Source organism: Paractinoplanes ovalisporus (assembly GCF_016834655.1).
Taxonomy (GTDB): Bacteria; Actinomycetota; Actinomycetes; order Mycobacteriales; family Micromonosporaceae; genus Actinoplanes; species Actinoplanes ovalisporus.
This window is the reverse complement of the sequence record NZ_JAENHP010000009.1, coordinates 306,163-326,887: the sequence shown is the minus strand read 5'-3', so window position 1 is coordinate 326,887 and position 20,725 is coordinate 306,163. Positions and strand designations below refer to the sequence as shown.

Sequence of the window (20,725 nt, the reverse complement as noted above, 5' to 3'; positions counted from 1 at the left end):
CGAGACGAGCTGACCCGCGACGGCGAGGCAGGCCGGCAAGGCAAGCTGGCCCGGACGGAAAGGCGGGCCGGCGAGACGGCCCGGGGTGGAGAGACGAGCCCGGAGGCTGGCGCCAAGTGATCGGCTTGTAACCGATCTTTAAGCGTTTGACGGTAGCGGTGGTGGTTGGATGCACCGCATGACCGAGGCAGCGACCGCGCCGACCGCGGAGAAGCCGACCGCAGCACGGCCCCGCCGGTGGCCGTGGGCGGTCGGCGTCCTCGTTCTCCTGCTGGCCGCGACCGGCGTCTGGTTCTTCGTCCTGCGGGACGACGGCTCGACCGGCGAAACCGTGATCACCAGTGGCGGCGGCCTCGACCGCGCGACCCCGGACGGCTCGCTCATCTTCACCGTCAACACGGTGCGCTGCGGGCTCAAGGAGGTCGGCGACGATCTGACGAGCGTCGCCGCCAAGGGCACGTTCTGCCTCGTCGACCTGATGGTGATGAACGCCGGGAGCGAACCCGCCCTGTTCGCCAGCGCGTCGCAGAAGGCGTACGACGCCGGCGGCGGTGAGTACTCGACCGACGCCCAGGCCGAGGTGATCATGAACCCGGACCTGCCGAACTTTCTCAGCGAGATCAGCCCGAGCGGCCAGACCCACGGAACGCTCGTGTTCGATGTCCCGGACGGGATCGAGCTCTCGTTCCTGCTGCTCCACGGGTCGTACTCGTCGCCTGGGGCCCCGATCGCGCTGCGATAAAGGTCCAGACGCTTCTGACCGATCGGCCCGCTGCGCACCGTGACGGGCCTGGTTTGGATGAGTGGATGACCGACCCCGCGCCCGCCGAGGCCGTGGACGAGGACGAGTTCGACGACGAGAACGCCGGCCCTCCGCGGCCCCTGTGGCCGTGGGTGGCCGGCGTTCTCGTTCTCGCCGTCGTCGCCGCGCTCAGCTGGTTTTTCGTGCTGCGCGACGAGAACGGCGGCCGGGAAGTGCTGAGCACGGCCGGCGGCGAGATCAACAAGCCGGTCCGGGACGGCAAGTTCGTCTTCACCGTCACCGCCGTCCGCTGCGGTGTCGCCAAGGTCGGCGACGAGTTCGTCAACCTCGAGCCCAAGGGCTCCTACTGCCTGATCGACCTGCTGGTGAAGAACGGCGCGAAGACCGCCGAATACCTCGACAGCACCTCACAGAAGGCGTACGACGCGTCCGGGGCCGAGTTCGCCACCGACATGCAGGCCGAGGTGTTCGTCAACGGTCAGCCCAAAGGCCTGCTCGACGAGATCGCCGGGGGCGCCCAGGTCAAGGGCACCCTCGTCTTCGACGTGCCGCCCGAAACGGCCCTCGCCTCGGTGGTGCTGCACGACGCCTTCTCCTCCCCCGGCGCCCGGATCGCCCTGAAATGAGACCCGACAACGTCCGGAACAGCCCGGAGTGAGGCTCACCGGCGCGGCGTGACCGCGACCTGGAACAGCGGCAGTTTGCCCAGCTTGCGGTAGGCGTTGAGCGCGGCCGGCGTGCTGTCCACCGAGGAGTCCTGGCCCTTCTGGTTGCTCGGCGTCTCGAACTGCACCATCGCCTTGATCCGCGGGAACTTGCGGATCTCGCTGCCCAGCCGGCGATAGAAGTCGGCCTTGTACTGCGGGTTCCGCTTCGACGACCAGACGCCCCACTCGGCGATCATGAGCGGTTTGCTGCGGTGCCGGGTGACGGCCCACGTATAGAAGCCGGGCCAGGCCTTCTTGCCCTCGAGCCGCCGGTTGAAGACCTCGGCGAACTGGCCGTGGCCATAGCCGGGGTCGCTGTAGGCGTAGGTGTCGAGGCCGATCCAGTCGACCACGTCGTCGCCCGGGTACATCGAGTTGAACCAGCTCTTCTGCGCGTGCGGCACGTACGCCATGTGCACCAGAACGCTGACGATGTTGTCGGCGCCCTTGGCCCGCAGCCGCTTGATGACGTGCCGGTACATCGCCGCGTAGTCGCGCGCGGTGTAGCCGGAGCCGGCCTTCTCACGCACGTCGTTCTCGCCCTCGTGGTGCACGGCGAAGAAGAACTGTTCGGGGAAGTTCTTCTTGATGTGGACCGCGAGCCGGTCGAGGAACGCGTCGGTCCTCCGGTCCCCCTTGGCGATCTTGGCCCAGGAGGCGGACTCGGGCTTCCAGTTGAGGAACAGGATGCGCCGCTGGCCGGGCTGGTGCGCGATCGCGATCTCCTGCTCGGTCGGGAACAGCTGCCGCGTCCCGCCGTGGTAGGCGTGGTAGATCGCCTGGTGCCGGCCGGTCTTGCGCTCGAAGCGGGCCAGCGCCGAGGCGCCCCGGCTCTCGGTGTGCGCACCCGGCGCCACGCCCCAGAGCACACCGCAGGTGGGCACCAGGTTGTGTCCGGTGTAGCAGTGCCCCCCGCGGCGCTGCTGGTCGCCGGTGACCACGTCGGCCTGGGCCATGCGGCCCTGGGGCGCGAGGGTCGCGGGCAGGGCGGACGTCGAGCTGGCAGCGGCCGCGGCGGAGGACGCGGCCGCCGATGCGGATGCGGACGCCGACGCCGCGGCGGCCGACGAGGGCCGGCGAGCCGGGGCGAGGGCGTCCGGGATTCCCGGCTGCTGCGCCGTGGGCGAGAGCACGGGGACCGAGACGGTGGGATCGCCGAGCGTTCCCACCGGAAGTCCGATCTGGTCGACCCCACCGGTCCAGGCCCACGCGAGCGTGGTGGCGACGGAAAGGACGAAGGCCGTGGGAACGGCGGCTATCTGTACGAGCCGGAAACGGCGCGGGCGACGATTCACGATCAGCCAGTATTGTGACTTAAGTCCGTTTTGTCTATTACCCGACGGGAAAGTAAAGGGAAGAGTGCAAGGGGTATACCCGTCTCGACCGCGATCACCGGGGCTGAGAAACTGTCCCCTAATCGGCCGCAGGGGGATACGGAAGTGAATGGTTCGGTGCTGCCCGAGGACGTGCTGCGCGACGCCCCGTCGTACACCCCGCACCCGCATGAGCTCGCGGATCTGGAGTTGCTGCTCTCCGGCGCCTACGCGCCGCTGACCGGCTTTCTGGGGCGCGACGACCTGGACGCGCTGCGCCGGCGCGGCCGGCTCGCGGACGGGACATCGTGGCCGGTGGCGGTCACATTGGAGATTCCGCCCGAACTGGCCGAGCGGCTGGCGGTCGACGACCCGATGCGCCGCACGATCATCCTCACCGACCCCGAGGGCGCCCCGGTGGCCGCGCTCGAGGTCGACGACGTCTGGGCGACCGGTGAGCGCAGCTACGGCGCCGGCGGCACGGTGCGGCGGATGGGCGACGGCGGGCACGGCCCGTTCCAGCGGCTCAAGCGCACCCCCGAGGAGGTGCGGGCCCTGCTGCCACCCGGGCGGGTGCTCGGCGTGATCGCCGACCGGCCCCTGCACCGGCCCCAGCTGGCCCAGATCGCGCACGCCGCCCGCACCCTGGGCGCCCATCTGCTGATCATGATTCCGGTCAGCGGCCCCGGCCCCGACGGCCTGCCGCCCGAGGCGCTGGTCCGGGCCGTCTTCGCCGCCCGCGACCGGATGCCCCCGGCCACCATCGTCGCCGTCCCGCTGCTCACCCGGGGCGACGAGATGCGCGACGCCCTGCTGCGGGCCCGTGTCCTGGGTTCGTACGGGGTCACCCACGCGCTCTCCACCGGCGAGATGCTCTCGGGCGGCAACCTGCGGGTGCTGGTCCCGCGCGAGCTGGCCTACGACAACCGGGACGGCCAGTGGCGCTGGCGCGACGACATCCCGCTGCGCAACCGGCGCCTCGCGATGACCCCGGCCGAGGTCGACGACCTGCTCGACCGCGGCTTCCCGCTGCCCGAGTGGCACACTCCCCCGGCCGTGGCCAAGGAGCTCGTCCGGGCCCGTCCGCCGCGCCGCCACCGTGGCCTGGTCGTCTTCTTCACCGGCTTCTCGGGCTCGGGCAAGTCGACGATCGCGCGCGGCCTGGCCGACTCGCTGCGCGAGGGCGGCGAACGCACGATCACGCTGCTCGACGGGGACGTGGTGCGCCGCGAGCTCTCGGCCGGGCTGGGCTTCAGCAAGGCCGACCGCGACGCCAACGTGCGACGGATCGGCTGGGTGGCGGCCGAGGTCGGGCGGCACCGGGGCATGGCGGTCGCCTGCCCCATCGCGCCCTACGAGAAGGCCCGGGCCGCCGTCCGCGCGATGGCCGTCGAGGCAGGCGCCGGCTTCGTGCTCGTGCACGTCAACACCCCGCTCGAGGTGTGCGAGCAGCGCGACCGCAAGGGTCTCTACGCCCGCGCCCGGGCCGGCCAGCTGCGCGGTATGACCGGCATCGACGACCCGTACGAGGAACCGGCCGACGCCGAGCTCAGCATCGATACCACAACCATCACGGTCGGTGCGGCGATCGAGCTCGTAGTCGCCTATCTCGTGGAGAACGGCTGGGTGGAGCCGAAAATGCAGTAGAGCCATCACGAAGGCGGGAGTGAGACGTTTACCCCTCCGGGGGCGAATCGCCCGATTGCCAACACTTCTCACTCCACCCCCGAAAGGGCCGCCAACCGATGGAAGCGTCACGCCCGGCCGATGTCTCGCACTATCTCGGAGTGTTCCGCCGGCACTGGTGGATCGCACTGATCGCGACGGGGGCCGGTCTGGGCGCGGGTGCGGCCCTGACCTCGACGATGCCGAAGGTCTACCAGTCCTCCACGGCCGTGCTGGTGCAGGCCGTCGACCAGGACACCAACGCCCAGGGCGGCCGGACCAAGGGCATGGTCAACCTCGACACCGAGGCCCAGCTGGTCGGCTCCGGCGCCGTCGCCGCCAAGGCGGCCGCCCTGCTGCGCAGCCCCCGCTCGCCGATCGAGCTGGCCCGCGACGTCTCGGTCGAGGTGCCGGCGAACACCACCGTCCTGATGGTCACGTTCCAGGCGGGCACGCCGCAGGAGGCGCAGTCCGGCTCGCACGCGTTCGCCGAGGCCTATCTGCGCAACCGCGAGGAGACCGCCCAGAACGGCCTCAACCAGCAGATCAAGACGCTGACCGCGAAGATCAAGCAGCTCACCACCACGCTCGCCGGCATCAACGCCCGGCTGTCGCGGGCCGCCAAGGGCAGCTCGGACGAGAGCAACCTGCTGAGCCTGCGCTCCAACTCGCAGAACCAGCTCAACGGCATGACCGGCAAGCTGAACGAGCTCACCACGACCACGATCGGCGCGGGCAGCATCATCAGCGACGCCCGCCTGCCGGAGACGCCGGTCAGCCCCAACGCGATGATCAACATCGCCACCGGTGGCATGCTCGGCCTGCTGCTCGGCCTGGGTCTCGGGTTCGTGCGGGAGCGCTACGACCGCCGGCTGCGCTCGGCCTCCGACGTGCGGGACCGGGGCCGGATGCACGTGCTGGCCGCCCTCGACGAGCGCACCACCCCGCACTTCGACGACGTGCTGCAGCCGTACGGCGCCGGCGGCCGGGTCTTCAACCGGCTGCGCAACGAGGTGCTGGCCACCATGCCCCAGGGCGACCAGATCATCGTGGTCACCGGGGCCAGCCGCGGCTCGGCCAGCACCCTGGTCGCCGCCAACCTGGCCGCGGCCCTGGCCCGTACGGGCAGTGATGTCGTTCTGATCGGCGCGCACCTGCCGGACAGCGTGGTCGACGCCGCCCCGATCGCCCGCATGCTCGGTGTCTCGTCCGTGCCCGGTCTCTCCGACCTGCTCGCGGGCCGGGTCGGGCTGGCCCGCGCGCTGCAGCGCACCCCGCGCATCCCGTCGCTGCGGGTCATCACCACCGGCGGCGCCGCCACCGCGGCCGGGCTGATGCAGTCGCAGCGGCTCAAGGACACCCTGGAGACGCTGCGCCGCCAGGGCGGCTACATCGTGATCGAGGCTCCCTCGACGGCCAGCAGCGCCGACGCGCAGAGCCTGGCCAGCCTGGCCGACGCCGCGATCCTCGCCGTCGAGCTGCGCCGGGCCCGCCGCCCCGCCCTGCTCGACGCGGCCGAGCAGCTGCGCCGGGTGGGCACGCCGCTGCTGGGCGCCGTCGTGCTGCCTCGGCTGTCGAACCTGCGGGGACCCGAGCCGACCGGTCCGGCCGTCACGCTGACCCCGCCGGTGGCGAACACCGGTGGCCCCCGGCCGGACGAGACCGCCGTACTCGACCGTGACCTGATGCAGCCCCAGCGCTTTCCGACCAACACCGTGTCGGCCGCCGAGAAGGCCGCCGCCCAGCAGCAGGTGCGGCAGCGGGTCGCGGACAGCGCCGAGGAGATCACCGCGGTGATCGACATGTCCGGCACCGACCTCACCGGCGCGGACAGCTCCAAGGCGAAGGACGGCGACCAGAAGTGACGCCGGTGTCCCAGGCCCCGGCGCGTGCTGCCGGCGGCCCGGCACACGGCGCGATCAAGAACCGGACGCTGCCGGCCTGGCCGGTGGCGAGCATCCTGGCGTTCTATCCGATCTGGTGGGCGCTCGGCCTCGGCGTTCTGATCTTCGCGCTGATGGCCGTGCCGATGCTGTTCCTGTTGATCCGCCGGCGCGCGGCCGGGCGTCCGCTGCGGCTGCCGCCGGGCTTCGCGTGGTGGGCCATCTTCCTGATCGCGGTCGTGGTCAGCCTGGGCGCGCTCGGGGCCGACCCGGTGGGCACGGTGGCCGGGCACGCGACGGGCCGGCTGCCCGCGGCGGGTTACAAGGCGCTGATGTACGCCGCCCTGACCGTCCTGCTGGTCTACGCGGGCAACCTGACCGAGGACGAACTGCCCCGCCGGCGCCTGGTGAAGCTGCTCGGCTGGCTGTTCGTCGTGACCGTCCTCGGTGGCCTCCTGGGCATGGTGGCCGGCACCTTCGAGTTCACCTCGCCGGTGGAGTGGCTGCTGCCGTCCGGGGTGCGCAACAAGGGCTTCGTGCAGTCGCTCGTGCACCCGTACGCGGCCCAGATCATGGACATCGTCGGCGAGGGCCAGCCCCGCCCGGCCGCGCCGTGGGGTTACACGAACACCTGGGGGAACAACTTCTGCCTGCTGGCCGGCTGGCTTGTGGTGGCCGCCTGGCAGAGCAGGAGCGGCAAGGCGAAGTTCTGGGCCGTCGTGTGCCTGGTCGTCTCGGTCGTCCCGGCCGTCGTGTCGCTCAACCGTGGCCTGTGGATCGGCGCGGGCGTGCTGGTCCTCTACGTCGCCGTCCGCTACGTGCTGGCCGGCAAGCTGTGGATCATCGGCGCCGTCGCCATAGCGGCCGCCCTGCTCGGGGTCGCGCTGGTCGCCACCCCGCTCGGCACGGTGGTCGGCGCCCGGCTCGACAACGGCAAGTCCAACGGCGTGCGCTCGTTCCTCATCGACCGGGCGATCGACGGCTTCCAGGGCTCGCCGATCGTCGGCTACGGGGGCACCCGCAACACCGTCGGCGGCCGCAACTCGATCACGGTCGGCGAGAGCGCCGGCTGTGAGCGCTGCGGCAACTTCACCGTCGGCGGCAACGGGCAGCTGTGGCAGCTGCTGTTCGCCCACGGCGCGGTCGGCACGGCCGGTTACCTCGGCTTTTTCGCGTACGGCCTGTGGCGGTTCCGCCGCGATCGAAGCGCCATCGGGGTGGCGGGGAGCGCCGCGATCGTGACGTCGTTCTCCGCGATGCTCTGGTACAACTCGCTGGTCACCCCCCTGGCCTTCATGGTTCTGGCGTTCGCGCTGCTCTGGCGCAATTCGATCGAGGGGGAAACGACATGAGTCCGGTGAAGACCGCGCCCGCCGAGCTGACCGCGGGGGACGCGGAGCTGCGCACGCGTTACCTGGCCGAGGTGCTCGACCTCCTCTACCCCCACCCGTGCCGCACCGACGGCTCCCCCGGCACCCCGATCGCCGAATACCTCGTGGTGCCGGACGCGCGCCGCCCCAAGCTGCTGGTGCCCGCGGGCTCGCGCCGGGTGGCCGCGGCGGCCGTGCGCCGTTACGCCGAGCCGCAGTCGCGGTCGGCCAAACTCAAGCGTGAGGCCGTCGTCGCCGCCGTCCGCACCGGCGCCTCCAGCGTGCTGCTGCGTGACCGGATCCGGGTGACCGGGCCGTTCTCGCAGAGCATCGACGGGCACCTGAGCGAGGCGCTGGGCCGCGAACTGGCGGTGAGTGTCCACATCGGCCCGGCCCGGGCCAACCGCAAGCCGGTGCTGCAGCTGATCGGGCCCGACGGCGACACGTTCGGTTTCGGCAAGCTCGGCACCGGGCCGCTCACCACCCAGCTCGTGCGGGCCGAGACCGCCGCCCTGACCTCGCTGTCCAACAGCGGCCTGACCAAGCTGACCGTGCCCCGGGTGCTGCACGCCGGGCAGTGGCGGGGGCTCGAGGTGCTGGTGCAGTCGGCGCTGCCGGTGTGGCTGCCCCGGGCGCCGCTGAGCAAGCGCCGGCTGGTCGCCGCCATGCTCGACATCGCCGGCTGCTGCGGCTACACGACGGGGGCGCTGTTCGGCAGCGCGTACTGGCACGAGCTGCGGGCCCGGCTGGCCGCCGTGAGCGACCGGCCCGAGGGCGTGGGCCTGGCCTCCGCGGCCGAGCTGCTGGTGCAGCGGGCCGGCGACATCGTCTTCCGGTACGGCGCGTGGCACGGCGACTGGGCCCCCTGGAACATGGCCAACATCGACGACGCGCTGCTGGTCTGGGACTGGGAACGGTTCGCGTCGGGGGTCCCGCTGGGCTTCGACGCCGTGCACCACGAGCTGCAGAGCCGCATCCAGTCGACCGGCGACGCCAAGGCCGCCGTCGAGGCGACCGTCCGGCTCGCCACCGAGCTGCTGGCGCCGTTCGGCGTCCCGGTGGCCGGCCGCGAGGTGACCGCCCTGCTCTACCTGGTCGATCTGGCCACCCGATACCTGACCGACCGCCAGGCCGAGGCCGGCGCCCGCCTGGGCGTCCTCGGCACGTGGCTGCTGCCCGTGCTGATCCGCCGGGTCGAGGAGCTCTGAGGGAGCCAACCATGGACGTACGCAAAATTCCGGCGCCGATGAAACGCGTCGTGCACCTCGGTTCCCGCTCCTACGGCCGGCTGACCTCGCCGGGCCGGATGACCCCCACGTTCCTGATCTGCGGCGGGCAGCGCTGCGGCACGACGTCGCTCTACCGGGCGCTGGCCGGGCATCCCGTGGTGCTCAAGGCCGTGCTGCACAAGGGCGTGCACTACTTCGACACCTCGTACGACCGAGGGATGGCCTGGTACAAGGCGCACTTCCCGCTGGTGCGCAGCGGCGAGAAGATCAGTGAGCGGTACGGGGTGCCGGCGCAGACGTTCGAGTCGAGCCCGTACTACATGTACCACCCGCAGGCGGCCGCCCGGATCGCCCGCGACCTGCCCCACACCCGGCTGCTCGTGCTGGTCCGCGACCCGGTCGAGCGGGCCTATTCGCAGCACCACCACGAGGTGGCCCGCGGGTTCGAGCCCGAGCGTGACTTCGGCGCCGCCCTCGCCCTCGAACCGGCCCGGCTCCACAAGCAGGAGGAGCGGCTGGCCGAGGACCCGGAGTTCTACAGCTTCAGCCACCAGCACCACGCCTACCGGGCCCGCGGCGAGTACGCCCGCTACCTGAGCGTGATGGCGCAGCACGTGGGCCGCGAGCGGATCCACGTGATGGAGAGCGAGCGGTTCTTCAGCGCCCCCGAGGACGTCTACGACGAGGTGTGCGAGTTCCTGGGGCTGCCCAGCTATCTGGAGCGGCCACCGTTCGAGCGGCACAACGCCCGGCCCCGCGAGAGCGACATGGACCCGGGCCTGCGCCGCGAGCTCACCGACTACTACCTGCCTCACGACGAGGCGCTCGCGCGCTGGCTGGGGCGCATGCCGGTATGGCGGTCCTAGACAAACCGGCTGCGGGCGCGCGGGGTGCGGCCCGGGGCGGGCTGGCCAACATGGCCGGTTCGGCGCTGGCCGGCGGCACCGGGGTCGTCGTCACCTGGGTGGTGGCCCGCTCGCTGGGCGCCGAGCAGGCGGGCGCGTTCTTCGCCGCCACCGCCGCCTTCGTGCTGGCCGGTGGGCTGGCCAAGCTGGGCACCCAGACCGGGCTGGTCTATTGGCCGGCCCGGTTGCGGGCCACCGGCCGGGCCCACCTGCTGGGCGCGTGCCTGCGCACCGGGTTGACCCCGGTCGCGGTGCTGTCGGTCGTGCTGGCGGTCGCGATGTGGCTGGCCGCCCCGGCGATCGCCCGGGTGACCGCGCACGAGGCCGGGCACGTGGTCGACGCGCACACCGCGGGTCTGCGGATGCTGGCTGTCTTCCTGCCGTTGCAGGCGCTGACCGACGCGCTGCTCACGGCCACCCGCGGTTACCGCGCGATGCGGCCGACCGTGATGCTCGACCGGGTGCTGCGCAGCGGCACCCAGCTGCTGTTCGTCGGCGCGGCCGGCATCGCGGCACTGTGGACGGCCGGTTCGCTGCCCGGTTTCGCGCTGGCCTGGGCCGCGCCCTATCTGCCGGTGACAATCCTTTCCGCGTACGCGCTGAGAAGGCTCTACCGCGAGGGAAAGCCGCCCGGCGTGACCACTCGGCGGGTCGAACGGGCCGGGCTGCGTCGCGAGTTCTGGCGGTTCACCGGGCCGCGCGCCGTGGCCAGCGTGGCCCAGCTGGCCCTGCAACGGGTCGACGTGCTGCTCGTGGCGGCGCTGGGCGGTCTGGTCCCGGCCGCCGTCTACGCCGTGGCCGGGCGGTTCGTCGTGCTGATCCAGTTCGCCAACCAGGGCATCTCGCAGTCCGTGCAGCCGCGGCTGGCCGAGGCCCTCGCGGTCGGCGACCGGCGCACCGCCAACGACCTCTACCAGACCGCGACGGGTTGGCTCGTGCTCGTCACCTGGCCGGTGAACCTGCTGGTCATCTTCTTCGCGCCGGTGTGGCTGCGGCTGTTCGGCGTGCGCTACGCCGACGAGGGGACCACGGTCGTCGCCGTGCTGGCGGCCGCGATGCTGATCGCCACCGGGTGCGGGATGGTCGACATGGTGCTGGCGATGGCCGGGCGTACGTCCTGGAACCTCGTCAACGTGCTGGTCGCGCTGGCCGTCACGGTCGTGCTCGACGTGCTGCTCATCCCCCGGTTCGGCGCCCTCGGCGCGGCGGTCGGGCTGGCCTGCTCGATGGTCGTCAACAACCTGATGCCGCTGATCCAGGTCGGGCGGTCCTCGGGGCTGCACCCGTTCGGCCGCGGCACCCGGGCCGCCGCGCTGCTCTCGGTCACCTGCTTCGGCGGGATCCCGTGGGCCGTCGTCGCCGTGACCGGCACCGGCCCCACCGGCCGCACCCTCGCCATGCTCGCCGCCGTGCCCGCGTTCCTGGCCGGCACCTGGCTCCTGCGCGTTCCTCTCGCACTGGACGCGTTCAAACCCATGAGGAGGACGAGTTGACCACCGACTACACCAAGGTGTTCCAGGACACCGGCGCCGTCGAGAAGTACGAGAACATCACGTACGCGCCGGACAGCTACGCCTCGCAGATCAACGAACGGCAGCAGGACTACCTCCGTACGCTGGTCAAGCGCGAGTTCGGTGATCTCGCACCGGTGCAGCACGACTTCGCCTGCGGCACCGGCCGGGCCATCCGCACCCTGCACGGCCTGGTCCGCGAGGCGCACGGCTACGACACGTCGGCCGAGATGATGGCCAAGGCGGCCGAGGTCGGGTCGCGGGCCAGCTGGCACCAGGTGGCCGAGGACGGGCCGGTGCCGCATCCGGTGCCGGCCGGTTTCCCGGCCATCGTGACGATGTTCCGGCTTCTGCTCAACGTGGACGAAGCCGTACGGGACCGGGCCCTGGCCTTTGCCGCCAAGGCGTTGCCCAGCGCCGACTCGGGCGTCCTGGTCGTCGAGAACCACGGCAACGCCGGCTCAGTGCGGCACCTGCGGGCCCGTCGCCACAAGAACGAGCGCTGGTTCGCCGAGCTATCCCACGAGCAGGTCGCGACGCTGCTCGACAAGCACGGCTTCGTCATCGTGGAGCGCCGCGGCTTCTCGATGATCACGCCTTCGCTGCACGGCAACCCGATGGCCCGCGCGGCGGACGCGGCCGTGCGCCGGCTTCCGGGCAGCGACGCGTACGCGGTCAACGTCCTCTACACCGCCCGGCGCATCCATGCGTAAAGGTCTCGCCCTGGTTCTGCTCCTGACGCTGCTGGTCGGTGGCTGTTCCTTCGGTAAGGACGACAAGCCGCCGGCACCACCCGCACCCGACCTGACCAGCGCGCCGGCCGGGGTCGCGGTGAACAAGGGCCCGTTCGAGTCGGGGCCGGTCAAGGCGCCCGCGCGCGGGGCCCTGTTCGGGGCCTGGATCAAGCCGGACGCGCTGACCCACGTGGGCCGGCTGGCCGCGGTCGACAGCCTCCAGTCCGACCTGGGCCGCCCGCTGCGGATCGTGAACACGTACCGGCGCTTCGAGCAGATGGTGGGCACGCCGTCGGACAAGGAGTTCCTGGCCCGGGGCGCGACGCTGATGGTCAGCTGGGCCACCGGCGACAACCGGTCCATCCTGGACGGTGAGCACGACGACCTGATCCGCAAGCAGGCCCAGGCCGTACGGAAGATCAAGGTTCCGGTGCTGCTGAGGATGCGCTGGGAGATGGACCGCCCGAACCTGCGGGCGACCATGTGGTCGGGCCCCGACTACATCGCGGCCTGGAAGTACGTCCGCGCGATCTTCAAGGAGGAGGGCGCGGACAACGTGTCGTGGGTGTGGTGCCCGACCGCCGAGGGCTTCATGCGCGGCGACGCCCCCGGTTTCTATCCCGGCGACGACCAGGTCGACTGGACGTGCGTGGACGTCTATGCCGGGGAACGGTTCGAGCCGATCGGCGACCTGATGGGCCCGTTCCTGACGTGGGCCGCCCAGCACCCCAAGCCGATCGTGATCGGCGAGTTCGGCGTGGCCAAGGCGTGGGGCTCGGCCGGGCGGGCGGCCTGGCTCAAGGACGCGCGGCGCACCTTCAAGGCGAATCCGCAGATCAAGGCGATCGCCTACTTCGAGTCCGACCCCGAGGGCAACGGGCCCAACAAACAGTTCCAGCTGACCGGCGACCCGGCGGCGTTCCGGGAGTTCCACCAGATGGCGAAGGACCCGTACTTCACGAAGTGATCGCCTCGAGGAACTCCAGGCGGTTGCCGTGGTCGTCGTTCGAGTAGAACCGCCGGTGGCCCGGGAAGTGGGGATCCCACTGCACCGGGCGACCGGCGGTTCGCAATCTCCGCTCGAGGGCGTCGAGGTCGTCAACGAGCACGCCGGGATGGGCCTTCAGTTGCGGCGTGAAGCCGGGCACGGGGCTGACGTGGATCTCCCAGCCGCCGGACCGGAACCAGCACCCGCCGCGGGCGGCCAGCACCGGCGGCTTCGCCAGCTCGGTCATCCCGAGCACGCCGGCGTAGAAGGCGCGGGCGGACTCCTCGCCACCGGGCGGGCAGAGGACCTGGACGTGGTGCAGTCGCTCGAACATGCGGCCAATTAAACCGTACGTACGTCTTGGTTTCCATCCGCCGACGTCCCCGATCGGAGACGCCGGCGGCCGGGGCGCTATCCCCGTACGCGCTGGGCCGGGGCCTGCGCGAGCAGGCGCAACGCGTACGGGGCGTCGTGGCGCAGATAGCGACCGGCCAGGCGGCGGGGCTCGGTACCGAGGCGGTGGGCCCACTCCAGGCCGGTGCGCTGCATCCAGCGGGGCGCGCGCTCGATGTCACCGGCCACGAAGTTGACCGCGGCGCCGCAGCCCAGGAACCAGGTGTGCGGCAGCTCGGTGCGCAGCCGCGAGATGAAACGCTCCTGCTTGGGATAGCCCAGGCCGACGAAGACCAGGTCGGGGCGGGCGTCGACCACCTTGGCGCAGAAGTCGCCGTACGTGAGCGGGTCGTTGTCGAAGCCGAAGGGCGGGCAGGCCGTTCCGGCCACGCGCAGGCCGGGGCAATCGGCGGCAAGCCGGTCGGCGGCCCGGGTGGCGCCGTCGGCGGTCGCGTCGTCGGGGGCGGGCGTGCCGCCGAGCACGAAGATCGAGCGGTTGTCGAGCCCCAGGCCGGCCGAGAGCGACCAGATCAGGCTGCTGCCGGCGACCCGCTCGGGCAGCGGCGAGCCGCTGAGCTTGCTGGCCCAGATCAGCGGCATGCCGTCGGCCACGATCAGGTCGGCGTCGGCCAGGTGGCGCCGGCACTCGTCGTCGCGCTGGGCCCGGCGCAGGATGTCGATGTTCGGGGTGAGGATCCGTCCGCCGCGGCCGTGCGTGAGCGCGTCCCGCACCACGGCCACGACCTCCGCCTCGGTGATCCGATCGATGCCGGTTCCGTCCAGCTCGACCCGGTCGAAAGCCTCGACTGACACGCAACGCCTCCTTCACGGTTGTTGGCTCGTTATAGGAGCGAAACGAGCGAAGGTGGGCCAAAGTGGCACGGGTGCTATTTCTGGGTGGATTAGGGCGAAGTGGGACAACACTCGTCGAACGCCTGCTAGGCGAGCTGCCCGGAGTCTGCGCACTGGGCGAGGTCGTGCACCTCTGGCAGCGCGACATCCGCGACGACGAGCGGTGCGGCTGCGGCGCCCGGTTCTCCGCCTGCTCGTTCTGGAAGCGGGTCGGGCAGCAGGCGTTCGGCGGCTGGCACAACGTCGACGTCGACCGGGTGCACGCGCTGCGCGACGCCGTCGAACGCACCCGGCACATCCCGCGCCTGGCCACCGCCGTCGAGGCGCCGGACGAGGTGCACGAGTACGCCCACTTCTATGCACGGATCTACAAGGCGGCGGCCGAGGTGGGCGGCGCGCGGGTCGTCGTCGACTCCTCGAAGCACTCCGCGCTCGCCCACGTGCTGCGCTGGGCTCCCGAGATCGACCTGCGGGTGGTGCATGTCGTGCGGGACGCGCGCGGGGTCGCGTACTCCTGGACCAAGAAGGTGTCCCGCCCCGAGACCGACGGCGCCGACGAGATGACGCGCTACTCCCCCGGACGCTCGGCGCTGCTGTGGAACGCTCACAACGCCGCCTTCGGACTCCTCGCCCGGCGAGGTGTGTCCACGCACCGGCTGCGCTACGAGGAATTCCTGGCCGACCCCCGCTCCGCCCTGCTGTCGATCGGCGACTTCGCCGGGCTGCGGCTGATGCCCGAGGACCTCGGCTTCCTCGGCGACGGCTACGCCGACCTGCGGGTCGGGCACAGCGCCGCCGGCAACCCGATGCGCTTCACCGTCGGCCGGCTGCCGCTGCGCCACGACGACGCCTGGAAGCAGTCGCTGCCCAGCAACCAGCGACGTCTGGTCGGAACGGTGTGCGCGCCACTGCTGCGGGCGTACGGATATCCGCTGTCCGTCCCGTCCTGAACCCGTCTGTGAAAGAGGAACCGATGAACTGGCCCTCCGTCGGCGTCGTCATCCCCACCCGCAACCGCCCCGAACTGGTGCGCAAGGCGATCGCCTCGGTCCGCGAGCAGCAGTACGCGGGCGAGATCAAGGTGCTGGTGGTCTATGACCAGACCGAGCCCGACTATCTGCTCGCCTCGACCGAGGGCGTCCAGGTGCTGGTGCTCACCAACTGGCGCACGTCGGGCCTGGCCGGGGCCCGCAACACCGGCATCCTGGCGCTCGACACCGAGTTCGTGGCGTTCTGCGACGACGACGACGTGTGGCAGCCGGACAAGCTGCGGCGGCAGGTGGCGGCCGTGCTGGCCGAGCCGGAGGCCGAGTTCGCCACGTGTGCGATCGAGGTCGAGTACGAGGGCAAGTGCACACCGCGCCTGGCCGGGCGCAGCCGGGTGACGGTCGACGAGCTGGCCCGGTCCCGGATGGCGATGCTGCACTCGTCGTCGTTCCTGATCCGCCGCTCGGCCCTCGTGCCGGAGGCGATCGGCCTGGTCGCCGAGGACGCGCCGGGCAGCCAGAACGAGGACTGGGACCTGCTGCTGCGGGCCGCCCGCCGGACTCCCATCGTGCATCTCGACGAGCCGCTCGTCCGGGTCCTGTGGGGTCGCACCTCGCACTACGCCTACGAGTACGCCACCAAGATCAGCTCACTGCGCTGGATGATGCAACGGCACCCGGAGATCAGCGGTTGCCGGCCCGGGGCGGCTCGGGTCTACGGCCAGCTGGCCTGCTGGTCGGCGGCGACCGGCAATCGCAGTCAGGCCTGGCAGTTCAGCAAGGAAGCCGTACGGGCGAACTGGAAGGAACCCCGCACGGCGATCGCCCTTGCGGCGATGACCGGCGCGGTGAAGGTTGAGAACGTTCTCTCCGCGTTGCACAAACGGGGGCGAGGTATCTAGCACACCTGCAGACTCACCCTTTCGCTCACGCCCATACGCCAGGTAGTGTTCGGGCGTGTTCGATTTAGTGCGGTTCCCGGCGGAGGTCCGCTGATGCTTGCCCAGCAGCGACAGGCAGCCATTCTCGACCGGGTCCGGGCCGCCGGCGGCGTCCGGGTCAGCGAGCTCGCCTCGGAATACGGCGTCTCCGACATGACGATCCGCCGTGACCTCGAGTCGCTGGCCGACCGTGGTCTGCTGGCGAAGGTACACGGCGGAGCGACGACGGTCAGCCCGGGCTCGGCCCACGAGCCCGGTTTCGCGGCCAAGAGCGTCCGGCAGCGTACGGAGAAAGCGGCCATGGCCATGCGGGCGGCCGCGCTGGTCTCCCCCGGCGACGCGATCGCGCTCTCCGCGGGCACCACCACCGCCGGCCTCGCCCAGCGCCTGGTCGACGTCCCCTCGCTGACCGTGGTGACGAACTCGATCCCGGTCGCCGACATCTTCTACCGGGCCGGCCGTCCCGACCAGACCGTGGTGCTGACCGGCGGGACCCGTACGCCCTCGGACGCCCTCGTCGGCCCGGTGGCGGTGGCCGCGATCGGCACGCTGCACCTCGACATGCTCTTCCTGGGCGTGCACGGGATGAGCGAGCGGGCCGGCTACACGACGCCGAACCTCATGGAGGCCGACGTCAACCGCGCCCTGGTCGAGGCGGCCGAACGCCTCGTCGTGCTCGCCGACCACACCAAGTGGGGCACGGTGGGCATCTCCTCGATCGTGCCGCTCGAACGCGCCGACGTGCTGATCACCGATGACGGGCTGGACGAAGCCGCCCGCACCCTGCTGTCCGAAACGGTCCCAGACCTCGTGGTTGTGAGCGCCCAGTGACATTCAAGAGCCGTACGGCCATCCGTCTCTCCGACGGACGCGAGCTGATCTATTTCAACGAGGAGGCACAGACCCACCGGGCCGACTACCCCGACACCCGGCAGCTGCCGCCCCCGCCGCCCACTTCGCAGCTGCGGTACGACCCGCTGGTCGACGAATGGGTGGCGGTCGCCGCGCACCGGCAGACCCGCACGTTCCTGCCGCCGAGCGACGCGTGCCCGCTGTGCCCGACCAAGCCGACGTTCGCCAGCGAGATCCCGGCCCCCGACTACGACGTGGTCGTCTTCGAGAACCAGTTCCCGTCGTTCAGCGACCGCGTTCCGGAGAACGAGATCACCGAGGTCACCGGCATGGTTCCGGTGCGTCCCGGCATCGGGCGGTGCGAGGTGGTGTGCTTCACCAGCGACCACAACAGCTCGTTCGGCGCGCTGACCCCGTCCCGCGTACGCACGGTGGTCGACGCCCTGGCCGACCGGACCGCCGAGATGTCCACGTTGGACGGGGTGGCCCAGGTCTTCCCGTTCGAGAACCGGGGCGTCGAGATCGGCGTGACGCTGCACCACCCGCACGGCCAGATCTACGCCTACCCGACCGTCCCGCCGCGTACCAAGGCCATGCTGGCCGCCGCGCGCGCATACCTGGACCGTACGGGAAATGACCTCTACACCGACGTGCTGGCGGCCGAACGAGCCGATGGCACCCGCGTGGTGGCCTCGAACGAGCACTGGACGGCGTACGTGCCGGCGGCCGCGCGCTGGCCGTTCGAGGTGCAGCTGGCCCCGCACCGCAAGGTTCCCGACATCCCCGCACTGTCCGATGCGGAGCGTGACGCGTTCGGGCCGCTCTACCTCGACGTGCTGCGCCGCTTCGACGGCCTGTTCGGCAAGCCGATGCCCTACATCTCGGCCTGGCACCAGGCGGTGGTTGGCGAGGGGCGCGAACTGGGCTACCTGCACCTGCAGCTGTTCAGCATCCGCCGGGCCGCCGACAAGCTGAAGTATCTGGCCGGGTCGGAGTCGGCGATGGGCTTCTTCGTCAACGACATCGTCCCCGAGAAGGCCGCCCAGCTCCTGCGCGACGCCTAGCCCCGGTCGGAACGGGCCGGTCCGGCGGCCCGTTCCGCATCTAGGGCCTGTCCTGCCGATCACGCGGGAGTGAGACGAGGTCCAGGTGGTGGCTGGCGTCGGCCGCGAAGCGGCCGCATACCGGTGTTGTATGTGGTCGTTTCGCGGACGCCGTCAGGCGCCGCCTGGGCCACGTCGCAGCCCCTCGTGATCGGCAGGACAGGCCCTAGGCTGGATGAACCATGGAAAGTCACCGCGCTGCCCTCGAACGCCTGCGCGCTCAGGCCGAGGGCGAGATCGCCGCGCTGGAGGGTGACCTGCACGCCCTGTTCGAGGCCTCCCGCGACGACAACGCCGACGACGAGCACGACCCCGAGGGCGCCACCATCGCCTACGAGCGGGCCCAGCTCACCGCCGTGCTGACCGCCGCCCGCAACCAGCGCGCCGCGGTCGAGGCCGCCCTGAACCGACTGGATGCCGGCACCTACGGCCGCTGCGATGCGTGCGGCAAGCCGATCGCAGCTGAGCGACTGGAAATTCGCCCCTTCGCCACCACCTGCGTGAGCTGCGCCGGCTAGCGCTGCCCGCAGCAGGCGGCGATGCGGAGGCTCACGCCGCGGTCGAGGAACCCGGGCCGGCGAGCGGGTGCTCCTCGAGAAGCCCGGCGTCGGCCTGCGCGATGCTGTTGAGCAGGCGACGAGCCTTCTCCGGCGTACCCAGCAGGTACGGGGAGGACGTGCTCACGAGTTATCCACAGGGCTGTGGATAGAGGGGCGGGGGGCCCGGGACAGGACCCCCCGCAGGGAAGGGACGGCAGGCGCGTGCGGCACCTACGCCGGACGCGGGGTGTCGAGGGAACCGGTCGGCGCCCGGGACAAGGCGGCCGGACCAGTGGGCGACCCCTCGGCATCGCGTCCGTCATCCGTTCTGCATGAAGAACGAGGCGTATAACCACCGGTTACGGAATCAAACATGCGTTTTCCCGCATGACGTCAGCCGGCCATCACCATCGCCCGGTTGGCCTCGAGGAACGCCACGGCGGCGGCCGGCGCGGTGCCGGGCGAGCCCGCGGCGAACGGCGGCTGCGGATCGTATTCGAGCGCCAGCTGGACGGTCTGCGCGAACTCGGCCCCGGCCAGCCGCTCGGTCAGGGTGAGCGCCAGGTCGATGCCCGCGGAGACGCCGGCGGCCGTGGCGTACTTGCCGTCGATCACGACCCGGGACGGGGTGGGGACGGCGCCGCTCGGGGCCAGCCGGTCCATCGCCAGCCAGTGTGTCGTGGCGCGGCGGCCCTCCAGCAACCCGGCCGCGGCCAGCACGAGAGAGCCGGTGCAGACGCTGGTGGTCCAGGTCGAGCGGGTGTCGGCGGCCCGCACCCAGTCCAGCACGCGCCTATCGATGAGGGGCGGGGCGTAACCGCCGGGAACGAGCACGATGTCGGCCGGCGGGGCGTCCTCCAGGGAGGCGTCCGCCATCAGGGCGAGGCTTCCCGTGTCGGCGCGCACGGGGCCCGGCTCAGCGGCCACGAACAGGACCGAGGCGCCCGGGAGGCGGCTGAGAACCTCGTACGGGCCGACCACGTCGAGGGCGGTCATCCGGTCGTACAGGAGGAAATTGATCTGCATCGGGACTCCTCAGAAGCGACGTCGGTAGTCGGCGGGGGCCACGCCCAAGGTCTGCAGGAAGGCGCGGCGCATGGTCTCGGGGTTGCCGTAGCCGGCGGCCCGGGCCACCTCGGCCACGCCGTCGGTGGTGTCTTCGAGCAGGCGTCGCGCGGTCTCCAGCCGTACGCGGTCGACGTAGCGCCCGGGCGAGGTGCCGGTCTCCTCGGCGAACGCGCGCGTGAACTGCCGCGGCGACAGGTTGGCGCGGGCCGCGAGCGCCGGAACAGACAGGTCTGTCTCGGGATGGTCGACGATGTGCCGCTGCACCTCCCGCAACGGCTCGCGGTGCGCCAGCTGGGCCGACAGCGGCGCGCTGAACTGGGCCTGCCCGCCCGGCCGGCGCAGGAACATCACCAGGGCCCGGGCGATGGCCAGCGCGGCGTCCCGCCCGTGATCCTCCTCGACCAGCGCCAGCGCGAGGTCGATCCCGGCGGTCACTCCGGCCGAGGTGTAGACGGACTCGTCCCGTACGAAAATGGGGTCGGGCTCGACCGCGACCTGGGGATGGCGCCGGGCCAGGGTCGCGCAGAACTGCCAGTGGGTGGTCGCCCGACGACCGTCGAGCAGACCGGCCGACGCCAGCAGGAACGCCCCGGTGCAGACCGACATGATCCGACCGGCCGCCGGAGCGTGATCACGCAGCCACGACACCACGGCGGGCGGCGGCTCGCGCGTTCCGGCGCCACCGGGAACGACGAGGGTGTCCGGCGCGGCGTCACCCAGAGCCTCATCCGGTACGAGGGTCAGGCCGCTCGACGTACGGACCGGCGCCCCCGACGGCGAGGCGGTGGTGACGCGGTAGCTCCCGGCGGTGGCGAAGACTTCGAGCGGGCCGGTGACGTCGAGGCTGTGGACACCGTCGAAGAGCACGATCAGCACGTGATGCACTCGTCGATCGTCGCGGTGGCCGGGTGGGGGCGGCAACG

21 protein-coding genes are annotated in these 20,725 nt (G+C 71.5%); 15 read left to right on the top strand and 6 right to left on the bottom strand.

The window, feature by feature from the left end; translation table 11 throughout:
- Nucleotides 1–178 precede the first annotated feature (178 nt).
- Nucleotides 179–742 (top strand): DUF4352 domain-containing protein, encoded by a 564-nt coding sequence (locus tag JIG36_RS27470; protein WP_203379269.1) that lies wholly within the window; start codon nucleotides 179–181, stop codon nucleotides 740–742.
- Nucleotides 743–807: 65 nt separating this feature from the next.
- Entirely contained in the window at nucleotides 808–1,389 is a 582-nt protein-coding gene (locus tag JIG36_RS27465) for a DUF4352 domain-containing protein (RefSeq protein WP_203379268.1), read from the top strand.
- Nucleotides 1,390–1,424: 35 nt separating this feature from the next.
- Here the strand turns inward: JIG36_RS27465 and JIG36_RS53420 are convergent, their stop codons facing one another.
- On the bottom strand, nucleotides 1,425–2,765 hold the full coding sequence (locus JIG36_RS53420) for a glycosyl hydrolase (RefSeq protein ID WP_203379267.1): 1,341 nt from the start codon (nucleotides 2,763–2,765) through the stop codon (nucleotides 1,425–1,427).
- A gap of 144 nt (nucleotides 2,766–2,909) precedes the next feature.
- Here JIG36_RS53420 and cysC point away from each other — a divergent pair, with 144 nt between their 5' ends.
- The 8 genes from cysC (at nucleotide 2,910) to JIG36_RS27420 (ending at nucleotide 13,047) form a co-directional block, all read left to right on the top strand.
- Nucleotides 2,910–4,430, top strand: a complete 1,521-nt coding sequence (cysC, locus tag JIG36_RS27455) for an adenylyl-sulfate kinase (RefSeq protein ID WP_203379266.1) — start codon at nucleotides 2,910–2,912, stop codon at nucleotides 4,428–4,430.
- A gap of 98 nt (nucleotides 4,431–4,528) precedes the next feature.
- Nucleotides 4,529–6,313, top strand: a complete 1,785-nt coding sequence (locus tag JIG36_RS27450) for a Wzz/FepE/Etk N-terminal domain-containing protein (protein ID WP_203379265.1) — start codon at nucleotides 4,529–4,531, stop codon at nucleotides 6,311–6,313.
- 5 nt (nucleotides 6,314–6,318) lie between these two features.
- Nucleotides 6,319–7,683, top strand: coding sequence for a hypothetical protein (locus tag JIG36_RS27445; protein WP_203379264.1), 1,365 nt, complete (start codon nucleotides 6,319–6,321; stop codon nucleotides 7,681–7,683).
- Nucleotides 7,680–8,909: a hypothetical protein gene (locus tag JIG36_RS27440; protein ID WP_203379263.1), complete on the top strand. Its 1,230-nt coding sequence runs from the start codon at nucleotides 7,680–7,682 to the stop codon at nucleotides 8,907–8,909. The genes JIG36_RS27445 and JIG36_RS27440 overlap by 4 nt, the downstream gene beginning before the upstream one ends.
- A gap of 11 nt (nucleotides 8,910–8,920) precedes the next feature.
- A complete protein-coding gene (locus JIG36_RS27435; protein WP_203379262.1) occupies nucleotides 8,921–9,796 on the top strand; it encodes a sulfotransferase domain-containing protein in 876 nt (291 codons plus the stop codon).
- Complete coding sequence (locus JIG36_RS27430) at nucleotides 9,784–11,328, top strand: MATE family efflux transporter (RefSeq protein ID WP_203379261.1); 1,545 nt, start codon at nucleotides 9,784–9,786, stop codon at nucleotides 11,326–11,328. Before JIG36_RS27435 ends, JIG36_RS27430 begins: the two co-directional genes overlap by 13 nt.
- Complete coding sequence (locus JIG36_RS27425) at nucleotides 11,325–12,059, top strand: class I SAM-dependent methyltransferase (protein WP_203379260.1); 735 nt, start codon at nucleotides 11,325–11,327, stop codon at nucleotides 12,057–12,059. Before JIG36_RS27430 ends, JIG36_RS27425 begins: the two co-directional genes overlap by 4 nt.
- Nucleotides 12,052–13,047 (top strand): glycosyl hydrolase, encoded by a 996-nt coding sequence (locus JIG36_RS27420; RefSeq protein WP_203379259.1) that lies wholly within the window; start codon nucleotides 12,052–12,054, stop codon nucleotides 13,045–13,047. Before JIG36_RS27425 ends, JIG36_RS27420 begins: the two co-directional genes overlap by 8 nt.
- Here JIG36_RS27420 and JIG36_RS27415 read toward each other — a convergent pair.
- Together JIG36_RS27415 and JIG36_RS27410 are read right to left on the bottom strand one after the other, a co-directional pair.
- Complete coding sequence (locus JIG36_RS27415; RefSeq protein WP_203379258.1) at nucleotides 13,037–13,402, bottom strand: VOC family protein; 366 nt, start codon at nucleotides 13,400–13,402, stop codon at nucleotides 13,037–13,039. The two genes, JIG36_RS27420 and JIG36_RS27415, sit on opposite strands and share 11 nt — an antisense overlap.
- A 77-nt stretch (nucleotides 13,403–13,479) precedes the next feature.
- Entirely contained in the window at nucleotides 13,480–14,274 is a 795-nt protein-coding gene (locus JIG36_RS27410) for a WecB/TagA/CpsF family glycosyltransferase (RefSeq protein WP_203379257.1), read from the bottom strand.
- Between the two features lie 62 nt (nucleotides 14,275–14,336).
- Here JIG36_RS27410 and JIG36_RS27405 point away from each other — a divergent pair, with 62 nt between their 5' ends.
- The 5 genes from JIG36_RS27405 (at nucleotide 14,337) to JIG36_RS27385 (ending at nucleotide 18,713) form a co-directional block, all read left to right on the top strand.
- Entirely contained in the window at nucleotides 14,337–15,263 is a 927-nt protein-coding gene (locus tag JIG36_RS27405) for a sulfotransferase (RefSeq protein WP_203379256.1), read from the top strand.
- Between the two features lie 23 nt (nucleotides 15,264–15,286).
- Complete coding sequence (locus tag JIG36_RS27400; RefSeq protein WP_203379255.1) at nucleotides 15,287–16,201, top strand: glycosyltransferase family A protein; 915 nt, start codon at nucleotides 15,287–15,289, stop codon at nucleotides 16,199–16,201.
- 93 nt (nucleotides 16,202–16,294) lie between these two features.
- Nucleotides 16,295–17,071 (top strand): DeoR/GlpR family DNA-binding transcription regulator, encoded by a 777-nt coding sequence (locus JIG36_RS27395; RefSeq protein WP_203379254.1) that lies wholly within the window; start codon nucleotides 16,295–16,297, stop codon nucleotides 17,069–17,071.
- Nucleotides 17,068–18,156, top strand: coding sequence for a galactose-1-phosphate uridylyltransferase (gene galT, locus JIG36_RS27390; RefSeq protein WP_203379253.1), 1,089 nt, complete (start codon nucleotides 17,068–17,070; stop codon nucleotides 18,154–18,156). The genes JIG36_RS27395 and galT overlap by 4 nt, the downstream gene beginning before the upstream one ends.
- A 221-nt stretch (nucleotides 18,157–18,377) precedes the next feature.
- Complete coding sequence (locus JIG36_RS27385) at nucleotides 18,378–18,713, top strand: TraR/DksA family transcriptional regulator (RefSeq protein WP_203379252.1); 336 nt, start codon at nucleotides 18,378–18,380, stop codon at nucleotides 18,711–18,713.
- A gap of 31 nt (nucleotides 18,714–18,744) precedes the next feature.
- Here JIG36_RS27385 and JIG36_RS53415 read toward each other — a convergent pair whose 3' ends face one another.
- From JIG36_RS53415 to JIG36_RS53410, 3 genes are all read right to left on the bottom strand, one after another.
- Complete coding sequence (locus JIG36_RS53415; protein ID WP_268919708.1) at nucleotides 18,745–18,879, bottom strand: hypothetical protein; 135 nt, start codon at nucleotides 18,877–18,879, stop codon at nucleotides 18,745–18,747.
- A 248-nt stretch (nucleotides 18,880–19,127) separates the two neighbouring features.
- Nucleotides 19,128–19,760 carry a DJ-1/PfpI family protein gene (locus JIG36_RS27380; RefSeq protein WP_203379251.1) on the bottom strand — a complete coding sequence of 211 codons (633 nt, stop codon included), beginning with the start codon at nucleotides 19,758–19,760 and terminating at the stop codon, nucleotides 19,128–19,130.
- A 9-nt stretch (nucleotides 19,761–19,769) separates the two neighbouring features.
- Nucleotides 19,770–20,687, bottom strand: a complete 918-nt coding sequence (locus JIG36_RS53410) for a GlxA family transcriptional regulator (RefSeq protein ID WP_307872931.1) — start codon at nucleotides 20,685–20,687, stop codon at nucleotides 19,770–19,772.
- Nucleotides 20,688–20,725 lie beyond the last annotated feature (38 nt).

Bases quoted from the DNA above. Each gene is read 5' to 3' on its own strand.
- JIG36_RS27415 (WP_203379258.1), bottom strand. From the start codon at position 13,402: ATGTTCGAGCGACTGCACCACGTCCAGGTCCTCTGCCCGCCCGGTGGC.
- JIG36_RS27465 (WP_203379268.1), top strand. From the start codon at position 808: ATGACCGACCCCGCGCCCGCCGAGGCCGTGGACGAGGACGAGTTCGAC.
- JIG36_RS27470 (WP_203379269.1), top strand. From the start codon at position 179: ATGACCGAGGCAGCGACCGCGCCGACCGCGGAGAAGCCGACCGCAGCA.
- JIG36_RS27440 (WP_203379263.1), top strand. From the start codon at position 7,680: ATGAGTCCGGTGAAGACCGCGCCCGCCGAGCTGACCGCGGGGGACGCG.
- JIG36_RS27395 (WP_203379254.1), top strand. From the start codon at position 16,295: ATGCTTGCCCAGCAGCGACAGGCAGCCATTCTCGACCGGGTCCGGGCC.
- JIG36_RS27450 (WP_203379265.1), top strand. From the start codon at position 4,529: ATGGAAGCGTCACGCCCGGCCGATGTCTCGCACTATCTCGGAGTGTTC.
- JIG36_RS27430 (WP_203379261.1), top strand. From the start codon at position 9,784: ATGGCGGTCCTAGACAAACCGGCTGCGGGCGCGCGGGGTGCGGCCCGG.
- JIG36_RS27420 (WP_203379259.1), top strand. From the start codon at position 12,052: ATGCGTAAAGGTCTCGCCCTGGTTCTGCTCCTGACGCTGCTGGTCGGT.
- JIG36_RS27385 (WP_203379252.1), top strand. From the start codon at position 18,378: ATGGAAAGTCACCGCGCTGCCCTCGAACGCCTGCGCGCTCAGGCCGAG.
- JIG36_RS27435 (WP_203379262.1), top strand. From the start codon at position 8,921: ATGGACGTACGCAAAATTCCGGCGCCGATGAAACGCGTCGTGCACCTC.
- JIG36_RS27380 (WP_203379251.1), bottom strand. From the start codon at position 19,760: ATGCAGATCAATTTCCTCCTGTACGACCGGATGACCGCCCTCGACGTG.
- JIG36_RS27400 (WP_203379255.1), top strand. From the start codon at position 15,287: ATGAACTGGCCCTCCGTCGGCGTCGTCATCCCCACCCGCAACCGCCCC.